This is a genomic window from Thiohalocapsa sp. (assembly GCF_022340605.1).
In the GTDB taxonomy this organism is placed as follows: Bacteria; Pseudomonadota; Gammaproteobacteria; order Chromatiales; family Chromatiaceae; genus Thiohalocapsa.
Map to the genome: position 1 here is coordinate 37,910 of NZ_JAJDNQ010000023.1, position 23,575 is coordinate 61,484.

The 23,575-nt window shown below is 66.6% G+C and carries 24 protein-coding genes and 1 tRNA gene; 24 read left to right on the forward strand and 1 reads right to left on the reverse strand.

What is annotated here, in order from left to right:
• Positions 1–3: 3 nt before the first annotated feature.
• The 6 genes from LJE69_RS02635 to LJE69_RS02660 all read left to right on the forward strand — a co-directional run bounded on the left by LJE69_RS02635 (position 4) and on the right by LJE69_RS02660 (position 4,478).
• Positions 4–300 carry a BPTI/Kunitz domain-containing protein gene (locus LJE69_RS02635; RefSeq protein WP_296921218.1) on the forward strand — a complete coding sequence of 99 codons (297 nt, stop codon included), beginning with the start codon at positions 4–6 and terminating at the stop codon, positions 298–300.
• A 149-nt stretch (positions 301–449) separates the two neighbouring features.
• Complete coding sequence (locus LJE69_RS02640) at positions 450–1,157, forward strand: hypothetical protein (protein WP_296921220.1); 708 nt, start codon at positions 450–452, stop codon at positions 1,155–1,157.
• A gap of 10 nt (positions 1,158–1,167) precedes the next feature.
• The gene (locus tag LJE69_RS02645) at positions 1,168–2,652 is read left to right on the forward strand and encodes an AAA family ATPase (protein WP_296921222.1); all 1,485 of its coding nucleotides are present in this window, start codon (positions 1,168–1,170) and stop codon (positions 2,650–2,652) included.
• 95 nt (positions 2,653–2,747) lie between these two features.
• The gene (locus tag LJE69_RS02650) at positions 2,748–3,020 is read left to right on the forward strand and encodes a hypothetical protein (RefSeq protein ID WP_296921224.1); all 273 of its coding nucleotides are present in this window, start codon (positions 2,748–2,750) and stop codon (positions 3,018–3,020) included.
• Between the two features lie 120 nt (positions 3,021–3,140).
• On the forward strand, positions 3,141–4,133 hold the full coding sequence (locus tag LJE69_RS02655; RefSeq protein WP_296921226.1) for a DnaJ C-terminal domain-containing protein: 993 nt from the start codon (positions 3,141–3,143) through the stop codon (positions 4,131–4,133).
• Positions 4,134–4,136: 3 nt separating this feature from the next.
• Positions 4,137–4,478 carry a chaperone modulator CbpM gene (locus tag LJE69_RS02660; RefSeq protein ID WP_296921227.1) on the forward strand — a complete coding sequence of 114 codons (342 nt, stop codon included), beginning with the start codon at positions 4,137–4,139 and terminating at the stop codon, positions 4,476–4,478.
• A gap of 371 nt (positions 4,479–4,849) precedes the next feature.
• Here the strand turns inward: LJE69_RS02660 and smpB are convergent, their stop codons facing one another.
• A complete protein-coding gene (gene smpB, locus LJE69_RS02665) occupies positions 4,850–5,329 on the reverse strand; it encodes an SsrA-binding protein SmpB (protein WP_296921229.1) in 480 nt (159 codons plus the stop codon).
• 116 nt (positions 5,330–5,445) lie between these two features.
• Between smpB and tpiA the strand changes: the two genes are divergently transcribed.
• The 18 genes from tpiA (at position 5,446) to LJE69_RS02755 (ending at position 23,503) form a co-directional block, all read left to right on the forward strand.
• Complete coding sequence (gene tpiA, locus LJE69_RS02670; protein ID WP_296921231.1) at positions 5,446–6,207, forward strand: triose-phosphate isomerase; 762 nt, start codon at positions 5,446–5,448, stop codon at positions 6,205–6,207.
• A gap of 62 nt (positions 6,208–6,269) precedes the next feature.
• Positions 6,270–6,758 carry a preprotein translocase subunit SecG gene (gene secG, locus LJE69_RS02675; RefSeq protein ID WP_296921234.1) on the forward strand — a complete coding sequence of 163 codons (489 nt, stop codon included), beginning with the start codon at positions 6,270–6,272 and terminating at the stop codon, positions 6,756–6,758.
• Between the two features lie 72 nt (positions 6,759–6,830).
• Positions 6,831–6,915, forward strand: a tRNA-Leu gene (locus LJE69_RS02680).
• 208 nt (positions 6,916–7,123) lie between these two features.
• On the forward strand, positions 7,124–7,480 hold the full coding sequence (locus LJE69_RS02685) for an NADH-quinone oxidoreductase subunit A (protein ID WP_296921236.1): 357 nt from the start codon (positions 7,124–7,126) through the stop codon (positions 7,478–7,480).
• Between the two features lie 75 nt (positions 7,481–7,555).
• Positions 7,556–8,032, forward strand: coding sequence for an NADH-quinone oxidoreductase subunit B family protein (locus LJE69_RS02690; RefSeq protein ID WP_296921238.1), 477 nt, complete (start codon positions 7,556–7,558; stop codon positions 8,030–8,032).
• A 39-nt stretch (positions 8,033–8,071) separates the two neighbouring features.
• Positions 8,072–8,842 (forward strand): NADH-quinone oxidoreductase subunit C, encoded by a 771-nt coding sequence (locus LJE69_RS02695; RefSeq protein WP_296921239.1) that lies wholly within the window; start codon positions 8,072–8,074, stop codon positions 8,840–8,842.
• The gene (locus LJE69_RS02700; RefSeq protein WP_296921241.1) at positions 8,835–10,094 is read left to right on the forward strand and encodes an NADH-quinone oxidoreductase subunit D; all 1,260 of its coding nucleotides are present in this window, start codon (positions 8,835–8,837) and stop codon (positions 10,092–10,094) included. The genes LJE69_RS02695 and LJE69_RS02700 overlap by 8 nt, the downstream gene beginning before the upstream one ends.
• A complete protein-coding gene (gene nuoE, locus LJE69_RS02705) occupies positions 10,094–10,621 on the forward strand; it encodes an NADH-quinone oxidoreductase subunit NuoE (protein ID WP_296921243.1) in 528 nt (175 codons plus the stop codon). Before LJE69_RS02700 ends, nuoE begins: the two co-directional genes overlap by 1 nt.
• 82 nt (positions 10,622–10,703) lie before the next feature.
• A complete protein-coding gene (gene nuoF / locus LJE69_RS02710) occupies positions 10,704–11,993 on the forward strand; it encodes an NADH-quinone oxidoreductase subunit NuoF (protein WP_296921245.1) in 1,290 nt (429 codons plus the stop codon).
• 221 nt (positions 11,994–12,214) lie between these two features.
• Positions 12,215–14,638 (forward strand): NADH-quinone oxidoreductase subunit NuoG, encoded by a 2,424-nt coding sequence (gene nuoG, locus LJE69_RS02715; protein ID WP_296921247.1) that lies wholly within the window; start codon positions 12,215–12,217, stop codon positions 14,636–14,638.
• A complete protein-coding gene (nuoH, locus tag LJE69_RS02720) occupies positions 14,635–15,669 on the forward strand; it encodes an NADH-quinone oxidoreductase subunit NuoH (protein ID WP_296921249.1) in 1,035 nt (344 codons plus the stop codon). Before nuoG ends, nuoH begins: the two co-directional genes overlap by 4 nt.
• 3 nt (positions 15,670–15,672) lie before the next feature.
• Entirely contained in the window at positions 15,673–16,164 is a 492-nt protein-coding gene (gene nuoI / locus LJE69_RS02725) for an NADH-quinone oxidoreductase subunit NuoI (RefSeq protein ID WP_296921251.1), read from the forward strand.
• Between the two features lie 209 nt (positions 16,165–16,373).
• Positions 16,374–17,027, forward strand: a complete 654-nt coding sequence (locus tag LJE69_RS02730; RefSeq protein WP_296921253.1) for an NADH-quinone oxidoreductase subunit J — start codon at positions 16,374–16,376, stop codon at positions 17,025–17,027.
• A complete protein-coding gene (gene nuoK / locus LJE69_RS02735) occupies positions 17,024–17,329 on the forward strand; it encodes an NADH-quinone oxidoreductase subunit NuoK (protein WP_296921255.1) in 306 nt (101 codons plus the stop codon). Before LJE69_RS02730 ends, nuoK begins: the two co-directional genes overlap by 4 nt.
• Positions 17,330–17,333: 4 nt before the next feature.
• Positions 17,334–19,328, forward strand: coding sequence for an NADH-quinone oxidoreductase subunit L (gene nuoL / locus LJE69_RS02740; protein ID WP_296921257.1), 1,995 nt, complete (start codon positions 17,334–17,336; stop codon positions 19,326–19,328).
• Between the two features lie 22 nt (positions 19,329–19,350).
• A complete protein-coding gene (locus LJE69_RS02745) occupies positions 19,351–20,931 on the forward strand; it encodes an NADH-quinone oxidoreductase subunit M (protein WP_296921259.1) in 1,581 nt (526 codons plus the stop codon).
• A gap of 13 nt (positions 20,932–20,944) precedes the next feature.
• Positions 20,945–22,393, forward strand: coding sequence for an NADH-quinone oxidoreductase subunit NuoN (gene nuoN / locus LJE69_RS02750; RefSeq protein ID WP_296921261.1), 1,449 nt, complete (start codon positions 20,945–20,947; stop codon positions 22,391–22,393).
• A gap of 72 nt (positions 22,394–22,465) precedes the next feature.
• Positions 22,466–23,503 carry a hypothetical protein gene (locus tag LJE69_RS02755; protein ID WP_296921262.1) on the forward strand — a complete coding sequence of 346 codons (1,038 nt, stop codon included), beginning with the start codon at positions 22,466–22,468 and terminating at the stop codon, positions 23,501–23,503.
• The last annotated feature ends 72 nt before the right edge of the window (positions 23,504–23,575 follow it).

Below are 23,575 nucleotides of genomic sequence, written 5' to 3' on the forward strand. Positions count from 1 at the left end.
ACGATGTCCCCGGCCCGTGATGCCAATCCCCTGGTGCCGACGGCCCTCCTGGCCGCCGCGCTGCTCGCCGGCTGCGGCGGTGGCGGCGACAACCCGGGCAGCCGCGTGCCGGCAGCCGACAGCCTGCACGTGAGCTGTCTGCAGAAGCCCGACCCCGGTCCCTGCCGTGCCGCCAAGCCGGGTTATTTTTATGACTACAAGAGCGACAGCTGCCGGCGCTTCATCTGGGGTGGCTGCCAGGGCAACGTGCCGTTCGAGACGCTGGAGCAGTGTCTGAAGATGTGCAAGGGTGGGAAATGACGGCGGCGTTGGGCTTACGCTTGCCACACATGCCGGGCTTCGCCGCGCCCGTCCCCCGGCGCCTGCCGGTGCATGGATCGGATTGCTAGACTCCGGCTATGGCATCGCGAATTCTCCAATCCCGGTGGTCCCGCATCGGCACGGCGGCCTTGACGGCACTGCTGGCGGCCGCCTGCGACGCCGTCGCCGACAACTGGCGGGGCGAGCTCGAGTCCGGCGGGACGATCGTCGTCGATCCGGGCACCCATCGCGCCCTGCGCCAGGATGGCGGCACCACGCGCCAGCTCTGGGACGGCGTGCACCGCCTGGAGGACGGCTCGACGGTCATCGTCCGCGACGGCGTCGCGGTGCCCACCGAGGAGATGTATCGTGCCTGGGCCGGCGGTCCCACCGCCTCGCCCATCTACGCGGACCGCTGGTGCATGCAACTGGTGCGCAAGACCTGCGGCTTCGACGACGCCTGCGATACCGTCGCCCCCTGCCTGCAGGCGCGCACCTTGCTGGCGGAAGCCGAGCGTGAGCGGCGCGATCTGGCCATCACCCGCGGGCCGGCCGCGGACACGGTGCGCAGCGCCACCGAACCGCGCTGCCGGCAGGCACTCGCCGACCCCGCCTTTCCCGCCTGTGCGAGCCTCACCAGTGGCGGCGACAGCCGTTGCCGCGAGCTGGTGCTGAAGGTCTGCGGCGCCAAGGACGCCTGCGCCGACAGCCCTGCCTGCGACGCGGCGCGTCAGCTCCAGTCGCTGGAGACCGACGAGCGCCTCACCGTCGCGGACCCGGCGGCGCTGACGGGCACCGGTCAGCAGTGCCTGGAGGCCCTGCACAACGACTTCTTTGTCGCCTGCGACACGCCCTGAGCGGCCGTCCATGCGCTCGGACCTGCATGACCTGCAGCTCATGCTGCGCTCCGAGACCCCGCTCTTGCTCATCGAGTCCCGGGAGGAACCGCGCATCCTGAATCTGTTCCTGCGGATCGGTGGCGGGCGCAGCGAGCCCGTATTCTGCTGGACCGTCACCGATGGCCTGCGCCCGGCGAGCTATGGTCTGCCGCAGCCGCAGTTGGCGGACCCGGCCGAGGCGCTACGGCACATCAAGGCGACCACCCAGTCCGGCATCTATGTGTTGCTGGATTTCCATCCCTTTCTCGACCACCCGCTCCACGTGCGGCTGATCAAAGAAATCGCGCAGGACTTCCACACGGCCCCGCGGCGCCTGGTGCTGCTGAGCCATGCGCTGATGACGCCGCCAGAGCTCAAGCACCTCGCCGCCCGCGTCGAGCTGAGCCTGCCGGATCGTCGGCGGCTACTGGCGCTGATCCGTGAGGAGGCGCAGGCGTGGCAGCACGCGGGACCGAACCGCAGCTTCCGCGCCAATCGCGATGCGGTCGAGCAGCTTTCGCGCAACCTGCTCGGCATCACCGAGTCCGACGCTCGCCGGCTGATCCGCAACGCCATCCGCAACGACGGCGCCATCACCGAGTCCGACGTCGCCGACGTCACCCGCGCCAAGTACAAGCTGTTGAGCCCGGAGGGTGCGGTCGCGTTCGAATACGACACCGCGAGCTTCGCCGACGTGGCGGGGCTGCACAACCTCAAGCGCTTCGTGGATCGCCGCCGCGCCGCCTTCCTCGATGGCGGGGGGAGCGATGCAGGGGTTGGCACCGACGTGCCCAAGGGCATCATGCTGCTCGGCGTGCAGGGTGGTGGCAAGAGCCTCGCCGCCAAGGCCGTCGCCGGGCGGCTCGGCGTGCCGCTGCTGCGGCTCGACTTCGGCGCCCTCTACAACAAGTACATCGGCGAGAGCGAGCGCAACCTGCGCGAGGCGCTGCGCACCGCCGATGTCATGGCCCCCTGCGTGCTATGGTGCGACGAGATCGAAAAGGGCATCGCCAGCGGCCAGGGCGACGAGGGCACGCCCATGCGGCTGCTCGGCGCGCTGCTCACCTGGATGGCGGAGCGTACGACGCGGGTCTTCCTGGTAGCCACATCCAACGATATCTCCGGCCTGCCGCCCGAGCTCGTGCGCAAGGGGCGGCTCGACGAGATCTTTTTCGTCGACCTGCCGGACGCCGAGGTGCGTGCCGAAATCTTCCGCATCCACCTGGCGAAGCGAGGGCTGGACCCGGCGCAGTTCGACCTGGGGCGCCTGGCCGAGGCCAGTGCGGGCTTCACCGGCGCTGGCCTCGAGCAGGCCGTGGTCTCGGCGCGCTACGCCGCCCGCGCCGAGGATCGGGCGCCGGATACCGACGCGGTGCTCGCGGAGTTGGCCGCCACCCAGCCCCTGTCGGTGGTCATGGGCGAGCGGATCGCGCAGCTTCGGGCGTGGGCGCTGGAACGGACAGTATCCGCCTGAGCAGCCTCGGTGCCGGAGACGCGTCGGGCTCGCGGCACATGGTGCGGCGCGCGCCGACGCGGTCCGGCGCCGGGGATGGTTTCCGACAAGGGGGGATGCTGATGTTGAGCGCGGCCGAGCCATCCAGGTCCTGGCCGCTCGTACTGGCGCTGGCGCTGATGGTGGTGCCAGCCGTCGCGTTTGCCGAGGCGCAGTCAGGGCGCGTCCTGCACGTCGGGCCGGCTCGTCGTCGCCGGCAACCTGTTTCGCAGCGAGGGCACGCCCGCCGTGTTCGTGCGCAACTTTCCAAAACGGTCAAGGCGACGCTCGGCCACAACGCGCTCCACGGGGATGTGACCCCATTGCAAGGGCTCGGTCGGGTGCGTTGAGTGCCCGGCAACCGGCCTTACAATCCCGACTGAGGCCGTCCGCGCCTGTTCGCGGGCGTAGAATCGAAACCGGTCCGCCCCCGGGTGGGTGCCGTATCGATGATCTAGCGAGAGGCCATCGTGGAATACAAGGATTACTACAAGATCCTCGGCGTCGCGCGAGACGCGGGCCAGGACGATATCAAGCGCGCCTATCGCAAGCTCGCGCGCAAGTATCATCCGGACGTCAGCAAGGAGCCCGATGCGGAGGCGCGCTTCAAGGAGGTCAACGAGGCCAACGAGGTCCTGAAGGACCCAGAAAAGCGCGCCCAATACGACGCCCTCGGCACTGGCTGGCACGCCGGCGACGAGTTCCGTCCGCCGCCCGGCTATGGGGCACGCGAAGGCGCCGCCGGTGGCCGCTGGCAACGTGCCGAGCGCATGTCGCCGGAGGAGGCGGCGCAGTTCAGCGACTTCTTCTCCAGCATCTTCGGTGACTTGGGTGGCATGGGCGGCGGTATGGGCGGCGACGGCGGCTTTGGTGGGCGGACCGGTGGCTTTTCGGCGCGCGGCGCGGATCAGACCGCGCGGGTACGCATCTCGCTGGAGGACGCCTACCGCGGTGCTACCCGGCAGCTCACCCTCGAAGTGCCCGAGGTCGACGCCCAGGGCCATCTCAAGACGCGCAAGCGCACCCTCAACGTGCGCATCCCGGCCGGTGTCACCGAGGGGCAGCAGATCCGCCTCGCCGGTCAGGCCGGGGCGGGCGTCGGCGGCGGCGAGGCCGGTGACCTGTACCTGGAGGTGGAATTCGCGCCGCATCCCATCTTCCGTGCCGAGGGGCGGGATATCCACCTGCGCCTGCCCATCGCGCCCTGGGAGGCCGCACTCGGTGCCACCGTGTCGGTGCCGACGCTGGGCGGCAAGGTGAGCCTCAAGGTTCCCGCCGGTGCCCAGAGCAGCCAGCGCCTGCGGCTGAAGGGCCGCGGGCTGCCGGGCAAGACCCCCGGAGATGCCTATGTGCAGCTCGAGATCGTCAACCCGCCGGCGAAGGACGCCGACGCCAAGGCGGCATTCGAATCCCTCGCCGAGCGCTTCAAAGCGTTCAATCCACGTGCCAAGCTGGGGGGCTGAGCCATGACACAGCAGCCGAACGGACTGGAAGGCGAGCTCCTGGACGAGCAGCGGGCGCTCGCCCTCAACGAGCTCTTGCGCGTCTGCGGTGTCAGTGCAGAGCAGGTGCGCGCCATGGTCGCCGAGGGCATGTTGCACCCGCGCGGCGACGCGCCGGAGCGATGGATCTTTCGCGGCGTCGAGGTGGTCCGCGTGCGCCGCGCGGTGCGCCTGCAGCGCGACCTGGAGCTGAACCTGCCCGGCACCGCACTGGCGCTCGACCTCATCGAAGAAATCCAGCAACTGCGCTGTCGCGTGCACCGGCTGGAGCAGCAACTCGGCGGCTGGACCGATGCCGACGTCTGAGGGCGTCGTGCGGAGGGTGCAATAAGGTTGCTTCAGATCCAGGTCTGATGCGTTGTCCCGGGAGCGCCGGTATCTTGCCGGCAACTGGGATTGGCGGCTTCCAGCCGCCGGCGTCAGACGACGGGAGAGGATCAGCAGATCGGTTCGGCTGGGCGGCGTATCCGCGTGCGCAGGCGAGGCCCGGCTTGCGCTCCGCGCCGTGCTGGTTGTCGTTTCTTGCTGCGGGTTTCTGGGGGCGCCTTTGATGCCGTGCGTCTGGCATTGAGCCGGCCGCACGGCGAGCCGAGCGGAACTCGGCGCCCCCAGGAGCCGAGTGCAACTTGGCGGCCCCGGGAGCAGGGTGGAACTCAGCGGCCCCGTCGCCGCTCGCGTCAGCCCTGCTTGAAGAGGCGCTCCTTCTCGCGCGCCCAGTCGCGATCTTTCTCGGTGGCGCGCTTGTCGTGGAGCTTCTTGCCCTTGGCGAGGCCGATCTCGAGCTTGGCGCGGCCGCGCTTCCAGTACAGGGCCGTGGGTACCAGCGTGTAGCCGGCACGCTCGGTCTGGCCGATGAGACGGTTCAGCTCGCTGCGTTTCAGCAACAGCTTGCGCGTGCGGGTGGGCTCCGGGTTGACGTGGGTGGAGGCGGACGGCAGCGCGGAAATGTGGGCGCCGATGAGATAGGCCTCGCCGCGCAGGATCTTCACGTAGCTCTCCTTGAGCTGGACGCGGCCTGCCCGCATGCCCTTGACCTCCCAGCCCTCCAGCGCGATGCCGCATTCCAGGCGCTGCTCGATGTGGTACTCGTGCGACGCCTTCTTGTTCAGGGCAATGGTGTTGCCGCCGCCGGTCTGCTTCTTTTTTCCCTTGGCCATCCGAGGAAGTGTAAGCTAATGCCCTTGTCTGTTGGAAGTCGTTCGCGCGCTCCGCGCTTGTTGCGCACCGGCCTCCGTAACGCTACACTTGTCGGCTTTTCAGCGGGAGATTATCGATGCGACGGCCTCTGATTGCTGGCAACTGGAAGATGAACGGCACCAAGGCCGACGCCGCGGAATTGGTTCGGGGCATCGTCGCCGGCGTCTCCGGGATGCAGAAGACCGATGTGGCCGTCTGCCCGCCGTTTCCATATCTATACCTGGTCGAAGAACTGCTGCAGGGCACGGCCATTGGCTGGGGCTCGCAGGACGTCTCCTGCGAAGATGGGGGCGCCTTCACCGGACAGGTGTCGGCGGCCATGCTGAAGGATTTCGGCTGCCGTTATGCCATCGTCGGCCACTCCGAGCGCCGCCAGCTCAACGGCGAGACGGACGGGGTGATCGCGCGCAAGTATGCGCAAGCGGTGGCCAACGGCCTCGTGCCCATCCTCTGCGTCGGCGAGACCCTGGAAGAGCGTGAGCAGGGCAAGACCGAAGAGGTGGTCGCCAAGCACATCGACGGCGTCCTGAATCTGGAAGGCGTCGATGCCTATGCGCACGGCGTGGTGGCCTACGAGCCGGTCTGGGCCATCGGCACCGGTGTCACCGCCACCCCGGCACAGGCGCAGGAGGTGCACGCCTTTCTGCGAGAGCGCATCGCCAAGAAGAGCAAGGAAATTGCCAAGGGCTTGCGGATTCTGTACGGCGGCAGCATGAAGCCCGGCAACGCGGCCGAGCTGATTGGCCAGCCGGACATCGACGGCGGCCTGATCGGCGGCGCCTCGCTGAATGCGGCCGATTTCGTGGCCATTTGCCAGGCTGGCGAAGATAATGCCTGAGGCGGTTCGAAACCGCGTGCATCGCTGAACTCCATCGCTGAACTGTAGAACGCCGAACGACCATGCAGCTGTTTCTGACCGTCCTGCACCTGCTGCTCGCGCTGGGGCTGATCGGGCTTATCCTGATCCAGCACGGCAAGGGTGCGGATGCCGGCGCCGCGTTCGGCAGTGGTGCGTCGGCCACCGTGTTCGGTGCGCGGGGCTCCGCGTCGTTCCTGACGCGCACCACGGCCATCCTGGCGACGCTGTTCTTTCTGACCAGCATGGCCTTGGCCTATTTCGCGGCGCAGGTGGGCGAGCCCGAGGGTCTCATGGACAACATCGCGCCGCCGACGCTGCCGGCAGGTGCGCAGTCGGACCTGCCCGGGCCCGCGGCGCCACAGGCCCCTGCGCACGGCGCAGAAAACGAGTCGGCCGCGCCGCCAGTGGGTGCCGTGCCGCCCGCCACGAGCGACAACGACCTGCCGCCCGTCGACATGGCGCCGGAGCCGGCGGCGAAGTCCAGTGGTGGCGGCGACCTGCCGCCCGTGCCGAACAACACGAAAGACTGAATCGACAGCCCGTGCTGCGACACCTACGTGCATCGCCCGGGTGAAACGTTGCGAAGAGCAAACAAGTTACTTGCCGACGTGGTGGAATTGGTAGACACGCTGTCTTGAGGGGGCAGTGGCGCAAGCCGTGCCGGTTCGAGTCCGGCCGTCGGCACCATCTTCGAGACTCTCCTGCGCTGGCCTGATTCGGTGCTGGGGAGGCTCCCTAAGCCTGTGGTTGCGGGGCGCCCTGCGTAGACGTAAAGGGCTGAACCGTAAGGTTTTCTTGACAGTCGGCCAGCTTGACACCCGAGGCCGCGCTACTCTAGACTGCCGCGCGCCCGTGCAAACGGGCTCCCAATACTGATCATAAATGAGGGCGGCGCGTGCTCGAAGACTACCTGCATATCCTGATCTTCATCGTCATCGCGCTGCTGATCGGCTTCGTGCCGCGTGTGCTCGGTGCGGTGCTCGGGCCGCGTCGGCCGGACCGCGAGAAGGACTCGCCCTACGAGTGCGGCTTCGAGGCGTTCGAGAGTGCGCGGATGAAGTTCGACGTGCGCTACTACCTCGTCGCCATCCTGTTCATCATCTTCGACCTCGAGATCGCGTTCCTCTTCCCCTGGGCGGTTGTGCTGAAAGACCTTGGCGTGGCCGGCTTCATCGCCATGTCAATCTTTTTGGGGATTCTCGTCGTCGGTTTCCTGTACGAGTGGCGCAAAGGCGCCCTGGAATGGGAGTGATGCGCCCAACCATGCGCGCAGTGGTGGCATGGGCCGCCGGCCATGATCCCTCTAGCAACGCTGTAGGAGAGCACCATGGGTATTGAAGGTGTGCTCGATGAGGGCATCGTCACCACGACCGCCGACAAGCTGATCAACTGGGCGCGCACCGGCTCGCTGTGGCCCATGACCTTCGGCCTCGCCTGTTGCGCGGTCGAGATGATGCACGCCGGCGCCGCCCGCTACGACCTCGACCGCTTCGGCATCATTTTCCGCCCAAGCCCCCGGCAGAGCGACGTGATGATCGTCGCCGGCACGCTGGTCAACAAGATGGCGCCGGCGCTGCGCAAGGTCTACGACCAGATGGCCGAGCCGCGTTGGGTAATCTCGATGGGCTCGTGCGCCAATGGCGGCGGCTATTACCACTATTCCTACGCGGTGGTCCGCGGTTGCGACCGCATCGTGCCGGTGGATGTCTACGTGCCGGGGTGCCCACCCACGGCCGAGGCACTGCTTTACGGCGTTCTGCAATTGCAGAACAAGATTCGCCGCACCAACACCATTGCGCGCTGACGCGCGCGCCAGCAGTACCCAATCCCCGGCAGTCGATCAATGCCAGAAACCATCGCTTTCACCGGCGCTTCCACCGGCGACGCCCGCCTCGACAGCCTCGCCGGCGTGCTCCGCGCGCGCTGGCCGGGTGACGACTATGCGCTCCAATCCGCCCTCGGCGAGCTGACGCTGACCGTGCCCGCGGCCGACATTAAGACGGTATGCCTGTCGCTGCGCGACGACCAGGCCCTGCGCTTCGAGCAGCTCATCGACGTCTGCGGCGTCGACTATGCCGCGTACGGCAAGTCGGAGTGGGAGACGGCAGAAGCCTCCAGCACCGGCTTCGGCCGCGGCGTCGACCGCGATATCGAACTCGACGAGGACGACCCCAAGCGCTTCGCGGTGGTCTATCACCTGTTGTCGCTGGACTATAACCGCCGGCTGCGGGTCAAGGTGTACGCCGGCGGCGCACAGCCGATGGTGGACTCCGTCGTGGAGGTGTGGTCTGCCGCCAACTGGTTCGAGCGCGAGGCCTTTGACCTCTTCGGCATTCTGTTCCGCGGCCACCCGGACCTGCGCCGCATCCTCACCGACTACGGCTTCGTCGGCCATCCGTTCCGCAAGGACTTCCCGCTCAGCGGGCACGTGGCCATGCGCTACGACCCGGAGCAGGAGCGTGTCGTCTATGAGCCCGTCGAAATCGAGCCCCGCGTGCTGGTGCCGAAGGTGATCCGCCAGGACAGCCGCTACGTCACCGAAGAGCAGGCGCGCGAGGCCCGCGCGGCCAGGGCCGCTGCCGACAGCGCTGCGGGGGATGCCGCCAATGCCTGAGATCCGCAACTACACCCTGAACTTCGGTCCCCAGCACCCGGCCGCCCACGGCGTGCTGCGCCTGGTGCTGGAGATGGACGGCGAGGTCATCGACCGCGCCGACCCGCATATCGGCCTGCTGCACCGTGGCACCGAGAAGCTCGCCGAGTCCAAGCCGTTCAACCAGAGCATCGGCTACATGGACCGGCTGGACTACGTGTCCATGATGTGCAACGAGCACGGCTACGTGCGCGCCATCGAGAAGCTGCTCGGCATCGAGGCGCCGATCCGCGCGCAGTACATCCGCACCATGTTCGACGAGATCACGCGCATCCTGAACCACCTGATGTGGCTCGGCGCGCATGCCCTCGACGTGGGCGCCATGAGCGTGTTCCTGTACTGCTTCCGCGAGCGCGAGGACCTGATGGACTGCTACGAGGCGGTCTCGGGTGCGCGCCTGCATGCGACCTACTACCGCCCCGGCGGCGTCTACCGAGACCTGCCGGCGCGCATGCCGCGCTACCCCGACGAGAGCACCAAGTGGCACGGGAAGGGGGCAATCCGCAAGCGCAACGACGCGCGCGGTGGCTCGCTGCTGGACTTCATCGAGGATTTCACCGAGCGTTTCCCGGCGCTGGTGGACGAGTACGAAACGCTGCTCACCGACAACCGCATCTGGAAGCAGCGCACCGTCGGCATCGGCGTCGTGAGCCCCGAGCGGGCGAAAAGCCTGGGCTTCACCGGCCCGATGATCCGCGGCTCCGGCATTGCCTGGGATCTCCGCAAAAAGCAGCCCTACGCGGCCTATGCCAATGTCGACTTCGACATTCCGGTGGGCCAGAACGGTGACTGCTACGACCGCTACCTGGTGCGCGTCGAGGAGATGCGCCAGTCCAACCGCATCATCAAGCAGTGCGTGGATTGGCTGCGCGCCAACCCGGGCCCGGTGATGCTGGACGACCACAAGGTCACGCCGCCGTCGCGGGAAGACATGAAGGACGACATGGAAGCCTTGATCCACCACTTCAAGCTCTTCACCGAGGGCTACTGCCCGCCGCCCGGCGAGGTCTATGCCGCGGTAGAGGCGCCGAAAGGCGAATTCGGCTGCTACATCGTCTCTGATGGCGCCAACAAGCCCTATCGGCTCAAAGTGCGCGCGCCGGGCTTCCCGCACCTTGCCGCCATGGACGAGATGTCCAAGGGGCACATGCTCGCGGACGTGGTCGCCGTCATCGGCACCATGGATATCGTTTTCGGGGAGATTGACCGCTGATGAGCTTTCGCACCGCACCGCTGTCCGTCGTCCACGATGTCGACAAGGAGACCCTGCTGACGCCGGAACTCCGCGCCGGGATCGACAAGCACGTCGCCAAGTATCCGCCGGAGTGGAAGCAGTCGGCGGTGATGCCGGCGCTGACCCTGGTCCAGGACCACAACGGCGGCTGGCTGACCCGAGAGCTGATGGATCAGGTGGCCGCCTATCTGGATATGCCCGAGGTGGCCGTCTACGAGGTTGCCAGCTTCTACGGCATGTACGACCTGGAGCCGGTGGGCCGGCACAAGATCTGTGTCTGCAACAGCATCTCCTGCATGCTCGGCGGCGCCGAGGCGCTGTTGGAGCATATCGAGAAGCGCCACGGGGTCGCGCCTGGCGAGACCTCCAAGGACGGCAAGTTCACGGTGAAGGAGTTCGAGTGCCTTGGCGCCTGCCGCGACGCGCCGGTGGTGATGGTGGACAAGACCTACCACGAAAGCGTGACGCCGGACGCCATCGACAAGATCATCTCGAAGCTCGATTGACAGATAGCCACGGGAGGATGGCCGCGAGCGCGGCAGAGCGCCCTGCAACCGCCACCCGGACAACCGCGACGACACATCCGCCATGGTCGACAACCAAGACACCGTCTGCTTCCGCACCATGCACCTGAAGCCGAAGCTGCGGCACACGCTGAAGGGCTACCGCAGCGTGGGCGGCTACGTGCAGTGGGAGCGCATTCTCCAGGACAAGCCGTCGCCGGACTCCATCATCGAGGAGCTCAAGCTGTCCGCGCTGCGCGGGCGGGGTGGTGCCGGCTTTCCTACCGGGCTCAAGTGGAGCTTCATGCCCCGCAACAAGCCCGGGCAGAAGTACATCGTCTGCAACTCCGACGAGGGTGAGCCCGGCACCTGCAAAGACCGCGACATCCTGCGCTACAACCCGCATCAGCTTATCGAGGGCATGGCCATCGCCGGCTACTGCATCGGTGCCACCGTGGGCTACAACTACATCCGCGGCGAGTTCTACGAGCCCATCGAGCGCTTTGAGCAGGCCCTCGAAGAGGCCTACGATGCAGGCCTGTTGGGCAAGAACCTGCACGGCTCCGGCATCGACTTCGACCTTTATACCCACTGCGGCGCGGGCGCCTACATCTGCGGCGAGGAGACGGCGCTGCTGGAGTCCATCGAGGGCAAGAAGGGCCAGCCGCGCTTCAAGCCCCCGTTCCCGGCGCAGGCTGGCCTCTACGGCAAGCCCACCACCATCAACAACACCGAGTCGCTGGCGTCCGTGCCGGTGATCCTGGAAAAGGGCGGGCGCTGGTTCCTGGAGCAGGGCCGGCCCAACAACGGCGGCCCCAAGCTGTTCTCGATGACCGGCCATGTCACCCGGCCGAACAACTTCGAGGTGCCGCTCGGCACGCCCTTCCGCGACCTGCTCGCGATGGCCGGCGGCGTCAGCGGCGGGCGCAAGCTCAAGGCCGTGATCCCGGGTGGCTCGTCGGTGCCGGTGGTGCCGGGCGAGATCATGCTGGAAACGGACATGGACTACGACTCCATCGCCAAGGCCGGCTCCATGCTTGGCTCCGGCGCGGTCATCGTCATCGCCGAGGGCACCTGCATGGTCAAGGTGCTGGCCAACCTGGCGCACTTCTACGCGCACGAGTCCTGCGGCCAGTGCACCCCCTGCCGGGAGGGGACCGGCTGGCTGTCGCGGGTGCTGCACCGGATCCTGCACGGGCAGGGCCGGTCGTCGGACCTGGATTTGCTGGATAATGTCGCCGGCCGCATCGGCGGGCGCACCATCTGCGCCCTCGGCGACGCGGCGGCGATGCCGGTGCAGAGTTTCCTGAAGCACTATCGGCACGAATTCGAGTACCTCATCGAGCACGGCAAGCCGATGGTGCAGGCGGCCTGAGGCGCTTTCGCCGCGAGCCCCGGTGCGCCGCGTGCCCGGCGGCTGGCCGGCCGCGTTAGGTGGCGTCGGGGTACCGTCCCGCGCGCAAGGCAATTAAGGCCAATTCCGCACGGCGTCGCCGCGGGCGACATTGCGGGGTGCGGCTCTCAATAAACATGAGCCCGACGGTCGGCACGCCAGGACCGGCAAGCCGACAGGGGCAGAAGAGCGGAATTCACCACATGACGGAGCAGATCAGCATCGAGATCGACGGCCGCACCTGCGCCGCGTCGCCGGGTGAGATGATCATTGCGGTCGCTGACCGCGAGGGCATCCCGATCCCGCGCTTCTGCTACCACGAAAAGCTCTCCATCGCCGCCAACTGCCGCATGTGCCTGGTTGAGGCCGAAGCCGGCGGCCGCCCCTTCCCCAAGCCCGTGCCCGCCTGCGCGACGCCCGTCGCGGACGGCATGAAGGTGCAGACCCGCTCGCCGAAGGCCCTGGATGCCCAGCGCGGCACCATGGAGTTCCTGCTCATCAACCACCCGCTGGACTGCCCCATCTGCGACCAGGGCGGCGAGTGCGAGCTGCAGGATGTCTCCATGGGCTACGGGGACGACGTCTCGCGCTTCAGTGAGCGCAAGCGCGTGGTCAAGGACGAAGATCTGGGGCCGCTCATCGCCACCGACATGACCCGCTGCATCCACTGCACCCGCTGCGTGCGCTTCGGCGCGGAGATCGCCGGCGTGCGGGAGTTGGGCGCCACCGGCCGCGGCGAGGACATGCGCATCGGTACCTTCGTGCAGCACACGGTCGCGCACGAGCTCTCCGGCAACATCATCGATCTGTGCCCGGTGGGCGCGCTCACCTCCAAGCCCTACCGCTTCACCGCCCGGGCCTGGGAGCTGACCTCCGAGGAGGGCGTCGCGCCCCACGACGCGGTGGGCTCGAACATTCACCTGCACATCCGCGGCGGCCGCGTCATGCGCGTGCACCCGCGCGACAACGAGGCCGTCAACGAGACCTGGATCTCCGACCGCGACCGCTTCAGCTACGAGGCGCTCAACAGCGACACCCGGCTCACCGCGCCAATGGTGAAGCGCGACGGCACCTGGCGGCCGGTCGAGTGGCAGGAGGCCCTGCACCTGGCCGCCGATGCCCTGCGTACCGCGGACCCGGAGCAGATCGGCTGGCTCATGGCGCCGAACGCGACACTGGAGGAGTGCTACCTCGCGCAGCGCCTGCTGCGCGCCCTCGGTGGGCGGCATATCGACACGCGGCTGCGCCGGCAGGACTTCCGCGGTGACCGGGCCGACCCCGCCGTGCCCTGGCTCGGTGTGCCCATCGCCGAGTTGGAGCACCAGCAGGCCATCTTGCTTATCGGCAGCGACATCCGCCAGGAGCAACCGCTGCTAGCCCACCGCATCCGCAAGGCGGTGCTGAACGATGCGACCGTTTCCGTGGTGAACCCGTACCAGCTGGCGCTGACGCATCCGGCGCGGCACCTGACGGCACCCCCCGGACGGCTGGCCGCTCGCCTCGCGGCCATCGCGAGCGCGCTGTCGGTGAGCGGCAGCGGCGCCGCTGCGGAGCTGATTCGTCAAGCCGACCCGGGTGAGGCCGAGGACCGGCTCGCCGCGGAACTGCGCGCCGCCGGCGAGCAGGGGCGCGGCCTGGTGCTGCTCGGGGCACTGGCAGAGGCCGACCCGGACTATACGCTGCTGAAGGACCTGGCCTACCTGATCGCCGAGGCCGCCCGCTGCCGCATCGGCTTCCTGCCGGGTGCGGCCAATGCCGTCGGCGCCGCGCTGGCCGGTGCCCAGCCGCATCTCGGCCCCGCGGCGGCGCCCGTGGAGAGTGCTGGGTTGGATGCCTTGGCGATGATCACCGAGCCGCGCGGCACCTATGTGCTGTGGGGCGTGTCGCCGGAGCTGGACCTGTTCGATCCGTCCCGGGCCCGCGAGGCGCTCGCAGGTGCCGAGCGCGTGATCGCCTGCTCCGCCTTCCGCACGCCGGACCTGGAGGCGGCCGCCGACCTCCTGCTGCCCATCTCCGCCTTCGCCGAGACCTCTGGCACCTTCGTCAACGCCGAGGGGCGCTGGCAGCGCTTCCAGGGCGTGGTGGCGCCGGTGGGCGATGCCCGGCCCGGCTGGAAGGTGCTCCGGGTTCTGGGCACCATGCTGGAGCTCGACGGCTTCGATTATTCGAGCGGCAAGCAGGTGCACGACGAACTGGCGGCGCTGTGCGGCGATACGTCACGCGGCAGCACCGAGGGCGCCGACACGTGGCTCGACAACACCCGCCGCGGCGACTATGGCCTGCAGCAGCCGCTGCCCGTGGGCAATGACCCGGTGCGGGTGGGCAACGTGCCCATCTACGCCATCGATCAGACCGTGCGCGCGGCCCCCGCGCTGCAACGCACCCCGCTGGCGGGCCGCTTCGAGCTGGCCCTGCATCCGGATGACGCCACGCGGCTCGGGCTTGCCGAAGGCGACCGCGCCGAGGTGACCCAGGGCGCGCGCCGCGCCGTTGTGCCCGTGGTGCTGGACGACACCCTCGCCCCGGGCGCCGTGCGCCTGCCCGCCGCCGTCGCCGGCAGCGAGCAGCTCGGCCCCGCCGTGGGACCGATTCAGTTGCAGAAGACCACCGAGGAGCAGTCCGCATGATGGATCTCTGGAACGCCCTGCCGCTGCCGCTGCAGAGCATCGTCGCGACCATCGCCATCGTGCTGCCGCTGCTGGGCGTGGTGGCCTGGTACACCTATGCCGAGCGCAAGGTCATCGGCTACATGCAGGTGCGTATCGGCCCGAACCGGGTCGGCTGGCGCGGGCTGCTTCAGCCCATCGCCGACGCGTTGAAGCTCCTGATGAAGGAGATCATCGTCCCCAGCAAGGCCAACAAGGGCCTGTTCCTGCTGGCGCCGCTGATCGCCATCGCACCCGCGCTGGCCGCCTGGGCCGTGGTGCCCTTCGACGCCGGACTGGTGCTGGCGGACATCAACGCCGGGCTCCTGTACGTGCTGGCATTGACCTCGCTCGGCGTCTACGGCGTCATCATCGCGGGCTGGGCGTCGAACTCCAAGTACGCCCTGTTGGGGGCCATGCGCGCGGCGGCGCAGATCGTCGCTTACGAGATCGCCATGGGCTTCGCGCTGGTGGGCGTGCTGGTGGCCGCCGGCAGCCTCAACCTGAGTGCCATCGTCGAGGCGCAGTCCGGCAGTTTCCTGACCTGGTTCTGGCTGCCGCTGCTGCCGCTGTTCGGCGTCTACTACATTTCCGGCGTCGCGGAGACCAACCGCGCGCCCTTCGACGTGGCGGAGGGCGAGTCCGAGATCGTCGCCGGCTTCCACGTGGAATACTCCGGCATGGCCTTCGCGATCTTCTTCCTGGCGGAATACGCCAACATGGTGCTGATCGCGATGCTGACCACGCTGTTGTTCTTCGGTGGCTGGCTCTCGCCGTTGCAGGGCATCCCGGTGCTGGAGCAGGCGACGGCCTTCGTGCCGGGCATCGTCTGGCTGCTGCTGAAGACCTTCTTGTTCATGTTCGGCTTCCTGTGGCTGCGCGCGACCTTCCCACGCTACCGTTACGACCAGATCATGCGGCTCGGTTGGAAGGTGTTCATTCCAATCACCATCGTTTGGATCCTCGTTGTGGCGCTGGCCGTGTTGGTGAAGCTGCCGCCCTGGTGGAATTGATCAATGCTCGATACCGCACGCAAATACGTCGACAGCCTGCTGCTGACGGAGCTGTTCCGCGGCATGGGGCTCACCGGCCGGTACCTGTTCCGCGGCAAGTTCACGGTGCAGTACCCGGAAGAAAAGGCACCCATCTCGCCCCGCTTCCGCGGCCTGCACGCGCTGCGCCGCTATGCGAACGGCGAGGAGCGCTGCATTGCCTGCAAGCTCTGTGAGGCGACCTGCCCGGCCCTTGCCATTACCATCGAGGCGGAGCCCCGCGCTGACGGCTCGCGGCGGACGACCCGCTACGACATCGATCTCTTCAAGTGCATCTACTGCGGATTCTGTGAAGAGTCCTGTCCGGTGGACTCCATCGTCGAGACGGGCATCTACGAGTATCACTTCGAGAACCGCGGCGAAAACATCATGACAAAAGACAAACTCCTCGCCGTCGGTGACAAGTTCGAGGCCGAGATAGCCGCTGCACGGGCCGCCGACGCGCCCTATCGGTGAGGTCTCCGGGAGGATGATTTCCCTGGCGCGAGCTCGCGGCTCGCCGCCAGTGCCCCTGATGGGCACCCCGCGCCGGCGAATGGACGCAGACCGCGCGGAATAACTATAAACGAGGGGGGCGGTGCCATTTGCCTGCGCTGCGCCATTCGAGGATCACCTCCGCCCGGTGCGGTCGAGTGGGACCGACCGGGCTCATCAGTGGAAGTCCCATGGGTTTTGAGAAGTTCCTGTTCTACGTGTTTGCGGCCATAACCGTATTCGCAGCGGGGATGGTCGTGACCCGGCGCAATCCGGTGCAGGCCGTGCTTTACCTGGTGCTGGCGTTCGTCAGCAGCGCGGCGCTCTGGCTGCTCATCGAGGCCGAGTTCCTCGGCATCGTCTTGGTGCTGGTCTACGTGGGCGCCGTCATGGTGCTGTTCCTTTTCGTGGTGATGATGCTGGACATCGACATCACCGCGCTGCAATCGCAGTTCATCAAGCATCTGCCCCTGGGCCTGGTGATCGCCGCGATGATGCTGTTCAACCTGTTCCTGGTGCTGGGGCCGTCGAATTTCGGGCTGTCGGCCTTCCCGAGTCCCGAGCCCAAGCCCGCCGGCTACAGCAACACCGCGACCCTGGGCCTGGATCTGTACACCGTGTACCTGTACCAGTTCGAGATCGCTGCGGTGATTCTGCTGGTGGCCATCATCGCGGCCATTCGCCTGACGCTGCGGCGGCGTCCGCAGACCAAGTATCAGGACCCGGCCCGGCAGGTCAGGGTGCGCAAGGGGCCGGACCGCATCCGCGTCGTTTCCATGCCGGCTGAGCCGACACCGCCACCGATCATGGCGGCACCGCGCACCGAAGAGGAGGCCGCATCATGATCGCCTTGTCCGATTACCTGCTGCTCGGCGCGGTGCTCTTTTCCATCGCGGTGGCCGGGATCTTTCTCAACCGCAAGAACGTCATCGTGCTGCTGATGTGCATCGAGCTGATGCTGCTTGCGGTGAACATGAACTTCGTCGCCTTCTCGCATTTCCTCCAGGATGGCGCCGGGCAGATCTTCGTGTTCTTCATTCTGACCGTCGCCGCCGCCGAGGCGGCCATCGGGCTCGCGATCCTGGTGGTGCTGTTCCGCGCGCGCGGCACCATCAATGTCGAAGATCTGGATATGCTGAAGGGCTGAGACGATGCAGAACGTCTATCTACTGATCGTCCTGGCGCCGCTCGTGGGCGCCATCGTCGCCGGCTTCTTCGGCGGCCGCATCGGCCGCACATGGTCGCACCGGGTCACCATCGCCGGTGTCGGCATCTCCGCGGTGCTGTCGCTGTGGGTGCTGTCGCGCTTCATCTGGCAGGATGCGCAGCCCTTCAACGGTCCCGTCTACACCTGGCTGGTATCCGACGGCATGCACCTGGAAGTCGGCTTCCTGGTGGACCGGCTCACTGCCATGATGATGGCGACCGTGACCTTCGTATCGCTGATGGTGCATGTCTACACCATCGGCTATATGGCCGACGACGAGCACAACTGGCCTGAAGGTGCGCTCACCGGGCGCAACAGCTATCAGCGCTTCTTCAGCTACATCTCGCTGTTCACCTTCTCGATGCTGATGCTGGTGATGTCGAACAACTTCTTGCAGTTGTTCTTCGGCTGGGAGGCGGTGGGCCTGGTTTCTTACCTACTGATCGGCTTCTGGTCCACGCGCGAGTCTGCCATCTTCGCCAACCTGAAGGCGTTCCTGGTCAACCGCGTCGGCGACTTCGGCTTCATTCTCGGCATCGCCGCGGTGGCCATGTACTTCGGCACACTGGACTACGCGAGCGTGTTCGCCAAGGCGCCGGACCTCGCCGATGCCCAGGTGGCGCTGTTCGGCGGCGTCTCGCTGATGACCTTGATCTGCATTCTGTTGTTCATCGGTGCGATGGGCAAGTCGGCGCAGGTGCCCCTGCACGTCTGGCTGCCGGACTCCATGGAAGGCCCGACCCCCATTTCGGCGCTGATCCATGCGGCGACCATGGTTACCGCGGGCATCTTCATGGTGGCGCGCATGTCGCCGCTGTACGAGCTGTCCACGACGGCGCTGTCCTTCGTGCTGCTGGTGGGTGCCGTCACCGCCTTCTTCATGGGGCTCATCGGCCTGGTCCAGAACGACATCAAGCGCGTCATCGCCTATTCGACGCTGTCGCAGCTCGGCTACATGACCGCGGCGCTCGGCGCTTCGGCCTATGCCGCCGGCATCTTCCACCTGATGACGCACGCATTCTTCAAGGCGCTGTTGTTCCTTGCAGCGGGCTCGGTGATCATCGCGATGCACCACGACCAGGACATCCGCAACATGGGCGGCCTGCGCAAGTACATGCCCATCACCTGGATCACTGCCCTGATCGGCTCCCTTGCGCTGATTGCCTTCCCGGGCTTCTCCGGCTTCTTCTCCAAGGACGCCATCATCGAGGCGGTGGGCGACTCGCACGTATTCGGCTCGGGCCTCGCCTGGCTGCTGCTCACCGTGGGTGCGCTGATCACGGCCCTGTACAGCTTCCGCATGTATTACCTCGTGTTCCACGGCCAGCCGCGCATGGACGAGAACACCCGCTCGCACCTGCACGAGACGCCCTGGGTGGTGACCGTGCCGCTCATTGCCCTGGCGGTGCCATCGGTGTTCATCGGCTGGTTTGCCATCGAGCCGCTGCTGGTGAAGGACTGGTTCGGCGATGCCATCTTCGTGCTGCCTGAGCACAACTCGCTGGCGCATCTGGCCGAGCACTGGCACGGGCAACTCGCCTTCATCGAGCACGGCATGCTGGGATGGCCATTCTGGCTGGCGATGAGCGGGCTGGTGCTCGCGACCGTCGTCTGGCTCGTCATGCACACGCGCAACCCCGCCATCGATGACCAGATCCAGCAGAAGGGCGGCTGGGTCACCCGGGTGCTGCAAGACAAGTACGGCTTTGATGACTTTAACCAGAAGGTGTTTGCCGGTGGCGGCCGCGACATCGGCAAGTTCCTCTGGAACGCCGGCGACCGCACGCTCATCGACGGTGCCATCGTCAACGGTTCGGCGCGCATGGTGGGCTATGCCGCCGGCGTCATGCGCCACCTCCAGACCGGCTATCTGTACCACTACGCCATTGCGATGATCATCGGCCTGGTGGCCCTGCTGACCCTGTTCGTCGCGCTGTAACGAGCCCAGGAGAGACCTACCCATGTTGTCCCAATTCCCCTGGCTCTCGCTGGTCATCTGGCTGCCCATCATCGGCGGCCTCGCCGTCATCGCCAATGGCGACAAGCACGCGGAGACCACCAAGCGCCTTGCGCTCGGCATTGCGGTTGCGGCCTTCGTCGTGAGCCTGCCGCTGTGGCTCGCGTTCGACAGCGGCACGGCGGCGATGCAGTTCGTCGAGCGGGCGGACTGGATTCCGGCGCTCAAGATCCAGTACTACCTCGGCGTCGACGGCATTTCGATGCCGTTGATCCTGCTCACCACCTTTATCACCATCTTCGTGATCATCGCCGGCTGGGAGGTGATCACCTATCGGCCGTCGTATTACATGGGTGCCTTCCTGATCATGGAGGGCATCATGGTGGGCGTCTTCTCGGCGCTGGATGCGATTCTGTTCTATTTCTTCTGGGAGGCGATGCTGATCCCGATGTTCATTATCATCGGGGTCTGGGGCGGGCCAAACCGTGTCTACGCCACCATCAAGTTCTTCCTGTACACCTTCTTCGGCTCGGTGTTCATGTTGGTCGCGCTGATCTACATGTTCTTCCAGGCCGACAGCTTCAGCATTCTGGACTTCCATGCCCTGGAGCTGGGCATGACGGCGCAGGTACTGATCTTCTTCGCCTTCCTGGTGGCGTTTGCCGTGAAGGTGCCGATGTTCCCGGTGCATACCTGGCTGCCGGATGCGCACGTGGAGGCGCCCACGGGCGGCTCGGTGATCCTGGCGGCCATCATGCTGAAGATCGGCGGGTACGGATTTCTGCGCTTCAGTCTGCCCATTACACCGGATGCGAGCGCGGAGCTGGACTGGCTGATCATCGCACTGTCGCTGATTGCGGTGGTCTACATCGGCTTCGTCGCGCTTGTGCAGCAGGACATGAAGAAGCTGATCGCCTATTCGTCCATCGCGCACATGGGCTTCGTGACCCTGGGCTTCTTCATCGTGTTTGCCATCGTGCGCGAGACCGGCAGCGCACAGGGTGCCGCGTTTGGCATGTCGGGCGGCATGGTACAGATGATCTCGCATGGCTTCATCTCGGGGGCGCTCTTCCTCTGCGTCGGCGTCCTCTACGACCGCATGCATACGCGGCAGATCGCCGACTATGGTGGCGTTATCAACACCATGCCTTGGTTCGGGGCCTTCGCGGTGTTCTTTGCGATGGCCAACGCCGGTCTGCCCGGCACCTCCGGCTTCGTCGGCGAGTTCATGGTGATCCTCGCCACCTTCCATGCGGACTTCTGGTTTGCACTGCTGGCGGCGACGACACTGATCCTGGCCGCGGCGTTCACCCTGTGGATGGTCAAGCGCGTCATTTTCGGCCCGGTGGGCAACGAGCACGTGGCGGCGCTCCAGGACCTCAACCGCCGCGAGGTGCTGAACCTGGGGGCTCTCGCCGCGGCGACGTTGGCCATCGGCATCTGGCCTAAGCCGCTGGTGGACGTGATGGAGCCTTCCATCCAGCACTTGGTGCAGCAGGTACAGGTGAGCAAGCTGCCGGCGGCCGCCACTGCCGATGCCGGCGGTGCCACGGCCGTTGCACTCGCCGCGGCTCGCGCAGAATGACGGGACTATGCCCATGAGCTTTCAAGCCATCGATCTCTTCACGCTGCTGCCGGAACTGGTCGTCCTGATTACGGCGTGCACCGTACTCGTCGTCGATCTGTACTTGCCAGCCGACCGCAAGGATGCGAACCAGCTCATCACCTTCGCGGGTCTGGTGCTTGCGCTGCTCGCCGTCGGTGTCGTGGGGCTGAGCTTTGGACCCGAGCCGACACTGGCCTTCGGCGGCGCCTTCGTGCGCGACCCGCTGAGCGACCTGCTGAAGGGCGCTGTGCTGGTGGTGACCCTGCTCGCCTTCGCGTACTCGGCGCGCTACATGCGCGAGCGCAACATGTGGGTGGGCGAGTTCCACGTGCTGGTGCTGTTCGCGCTGCTCGGCATCCTGGTGATGATCTCCGCCAATGGCTTCCTGACCATCTACCTGGGTCTGGAGTTGCTGGCCCTGTGCCTGTATGCGCTGGTTGCCTTCAATCGCGACTCCGGCGCCGGCGCGGAGGCGGCGATGAAGTACTTCGTGCTCGGTGCGCTCGGCTCCGGCATGTTGCTGTACGGCATCTCCATGATCTACGGGGCAACCGGAGAGCTCGGCTTCGCGCCGGTGGCACAGGCGATGTCCGCCGACGGAGCGGAGAGCCGCATTCTGGTGTTCGGGCTGGTCTTTGTGATCATCGGCATCGCCTTCAAGTTCGGCGCCGTTCCGTTCCACATGTGGATCCCGGACGTCTACCAGGGCGCGCCGGCGCCGGTGGCGCTGTTCCTGTCCAGCGCGCCCAAGGTGGCCGCGTTCGCGATGGCGGTGCGCATCCTGGTCGATGCGCTGGCCGGGCTTGGCTCCGACTGGTCGGATATCCTGATCATCCTGTCGGTGCTGTCGATGGGCATCGGCAATGTGGTGGCCATCGCGCAGAGCAACATCAAGCGCATGCTCGGCTATTCGACCATTTCGCACGTGGGCTTCATCTTCCTGGGGCTGCTGGCCGGGACCCATGAAGGCTATGTTGCCGCGATGTTCTATGCTGTTGTCTACGCCTTGATGGCCGCCGGTGCGTTCGGCGTGCTGGTGATGCTCTCGCATCAGGGCTTCGAGGCGGAGAACCTCGACGACCTTAAGGGCCTGGGTGACCGTGATCCCTGGCTTGCGGCGATGATGACGCTGGTGATGTTCTCGATGGCCGGCGTGCCGCCGCTGGTGGGCTTCATGGCCAAGCTGCTGGTGCTGCAGGCTGTCATCGACATCGGGCTGGTCTGGCTCGCAGTGGTAGCGGTGGTGTTCTCGATCGTCGGGGCCTTCTACTATCTGCGTGTCGTCAAGATGATCTACTTCGACAAGCCTGTGAGCGACGCCCCGGTGGACAGCACACGTGATGCCCGCATCGCTGTCAGCGTCAACGGCCTGTCGATGCTGGTGCTGGGCATGTTCCCGGCGGCGCTGTTGTCGTTGTGCGAGGCTGCCTTCGCGGGGTAGCCGGCCTCGCGCTTGCAGGCGCCGATGACTGGCCCGTAATTCCAGGTTACCGGGGAGGCGACGACCGATCCGATGCGTGTTCGTTACGCCTTCGGTGGAGCACAGCGCCGCCAGGCCATCGTCTTTCTGGCCCTGCGGGTGCTGGTCATTCTGGCGGTTGCATCAGTACTGCTGTACGTGGTGGCGGTGACGCCCGGCGTGCCCTATCACGTGCGCGAGCTCTTCGGCAGCCGGCCGACGCCGCTCCAGGCGCTGCTATTCGCGGTGATGGTGCTGCTGGCGCTGGGGCCGCCGGCGCTGCTGGGGCTTTTGCTGATCCGCGAGCCCAGGCCCTGGGCCTGGCTGTTTCCCATCGCCATCCTGGCGCATGCGGTGCTGGTTTTCCTGGTGTTTCGCTATGCGACGCCCATTGCCAGCGTGCAGGACTTGGTGGGTCCGTCCCAATGGCCGATCGCCGCGGAGTTGGAGCGACTGATCCGCTTCGTCGCGCTGTTCCTCGTCGTGTCCGTGTCGGTCGCGGGTGGCACCGCCTTGCTCTTCGCCATCACCCGATCGTCCGATCCGTTGCGCTTCCTGTGGTGGGTGCTCTATGCGGCGCTCTTCCTGGGGGTTGGCTACTGGATCGTCGTGGTCGTCGCCGCCACTGACAATGTCACCGTGTTGCTGCGCGGGGGCGCCAATCCACTGTCATGGCTGGCGCTGGCGCTTTGGATGCTGCTGATGGCCGCCGTGGCGTCGCTGGCCGCAGAGCGATTCGCCGGGGTCTTCACGGGTACGTTCGCGGCGCTTTTCGGTGTCGTGCTGTTCGCACCGCTCAGCTACGCCGTGTTGCTACTGGCCACCGAGCCGCGGGTGCTGGGGCCGCAGTCCAGTCTCTCCGCGCTGGAGTTCCTCTTCAGTGGCAGCCGCTCCGACTACGACCTTCGGGGCGCACAGTTGTTCGGCCACTACCTGCTGAGCTATCTGGCGGTGATGCTGTTGCTCGCCTTTGCGCAGTATCCTGTTTGGGTCGCCTATGCGACGCGTCGTTTCGCCCACAACCCGCTATTGCCCCGGGCCGATGACCCGCCCCCCGATGCCGTCCCAGGGGCGACGGCCGACGCGGACTGAGGGGGTGATGCTCGTGAGTCTGCGAGCCGCTCGTCGGCGCTCGGCAGTGAGCGTTCGCGAGATGCCGTTGCC

Bases quoted from the DNA above. Each gene is read 5' to 3' on its own strand.
- LJE69_RS02635 (WP_296921218.1), top strand. From the start codon at position 4: ATGTCCCCGGCCCGTGATGCCAATCCCCTGGTGCCGACGGCCCTCCTG.
- LJE69_RS02645 (WP_296921222.1), top strand. From the start codon at position 1,168: ATGCGCTCGGACCTGCATGACCTGCAGCTCATGCTGCGCTCCGAGACC.
- LJE69_RS02650 (WP_296921224.1), top strand. From the start codon at position 2,748: ATGCTGATGTTGAGCGCGGCCGAGCCATCCAGGTCCTGGCCGCTCGTA.
- LJE69_RS02660 (WP_296921227.1), top strand. From the start codon at position 4,137: ATGACACAGCAGCCGAACGGACTGGAAGGCGAGCTCCTGGACGAGCAG.
- smpB (WP_296921229.1), bottom strand. From the start codon at position 5,329: ATGGCCAAGGGAAAAAAGAAGCAGACCGGCGGCGGCAACACCATTGCC.
- tpiA (WP_296921231.1), top strand. From the start codon at position 5,446: ATGCGACGGCCTCTGATTGCTGGCAACTGGAAGATGAACGGCACCAAG.
- secG (WP_296921234.1), top strand. From the start codon at position 6,270: ATGCAGCTGTTTCTGACCGTCCTGCACCTGCTGCTCGCGCTGGGGCTG.
- LJE69_RS02690 (WP_296921238.1), top strand. From the start codon at position 7,556: ATGGGTATTGAAGGTGTGCTCGATGAGGGCATCGTCACCACGACCGCC.
- LJE69_RS02695 (WP_296921239.1), top strand. From the start codon at position 8,072: ATGCCAGAAACCATCGCTTTCACCGGCGCTTCCACCGGCGACGCCCGC.
- LJE69_RS02700 (WP_296921241.1), top strand. From the start codon at position 8,835: ATGCCTGAGATCCGCAACTACACCCTGAACTTCGGTCCCCAGCACCCG.
- nuoE (WP_296921243.1), top strand. From the start codon at position 10,094: ATGAGCTTTCGCACCGCACCGCTGTCCGTCGTCCACGATGTCGACAAG.
- nuoF (WP_296921245.1), top strand. From the start codon at position 10,704: ATGGTCGACAACCAAGACACCGTCTGCTTCCGCACCATGCACCTGAAG.
- nuoG (WP_296921247.1), top strand. From the start codon at position 12,215: ATGACGGAGCAGATCAGCATCGAGATCGACGGCCGCACCTGCGCCGCG.
- nuoH (WP_296921249.1), top strand. From the start codon at position 14,635: ATGATGGATCTCTGGAACGCCCTGCCGCTGCCGCTGCAGAGCATCGTC.
- nuoI (WP_296921251.1), top strand. From the start codon at position 15,673: ATGCTCGATACCGCACGCAAATACGTCGACAGCCTGCTGCTGACGGAG.
- LJE69_RS02730 (WP_296921253.1), top strand. From the start codon at position 16,374: ATGGGTTTTGAGAAGTTCCTGTTCTACGTGTTTGCGGCCATAACCGTA.
- nuoK (WP_296921255.1), top strand. From the start codon at position 17,024: ATGATCGCCTTGTCCGATTACCTGCTGCTCGGCGCGGTGCTCTTTTCC.
- nuoL (WP_296921257.1), top strand. From the start codon at position 17,334: ATGCAGAACGTCTATCTACTGATCGTCCTGGCGCCGCTCGTGGGCGCC.
- LJE69_RS02745 (WP_296921259.1), top strand. From the start codon at position 19,351: ATGTTGTCCCAATTCCCCTGGCTCTCGCTGGTCATCTGGCTGCCCATC.
- nuoN (WP_296921261.1), top strand. From the start codon at position 20,945: ATGAGCTTTCAAGCCATCGATCTCTTCACGCTGCTGCCGGAACTGGTC.
- LJE69_RS02755 (WP_296921262.1), top strand. From the start codon at position 22,466: ATGCGTGTTCGTTACGCCTTCGGTGGAGCACAGCGCCGCCAGGCCATC.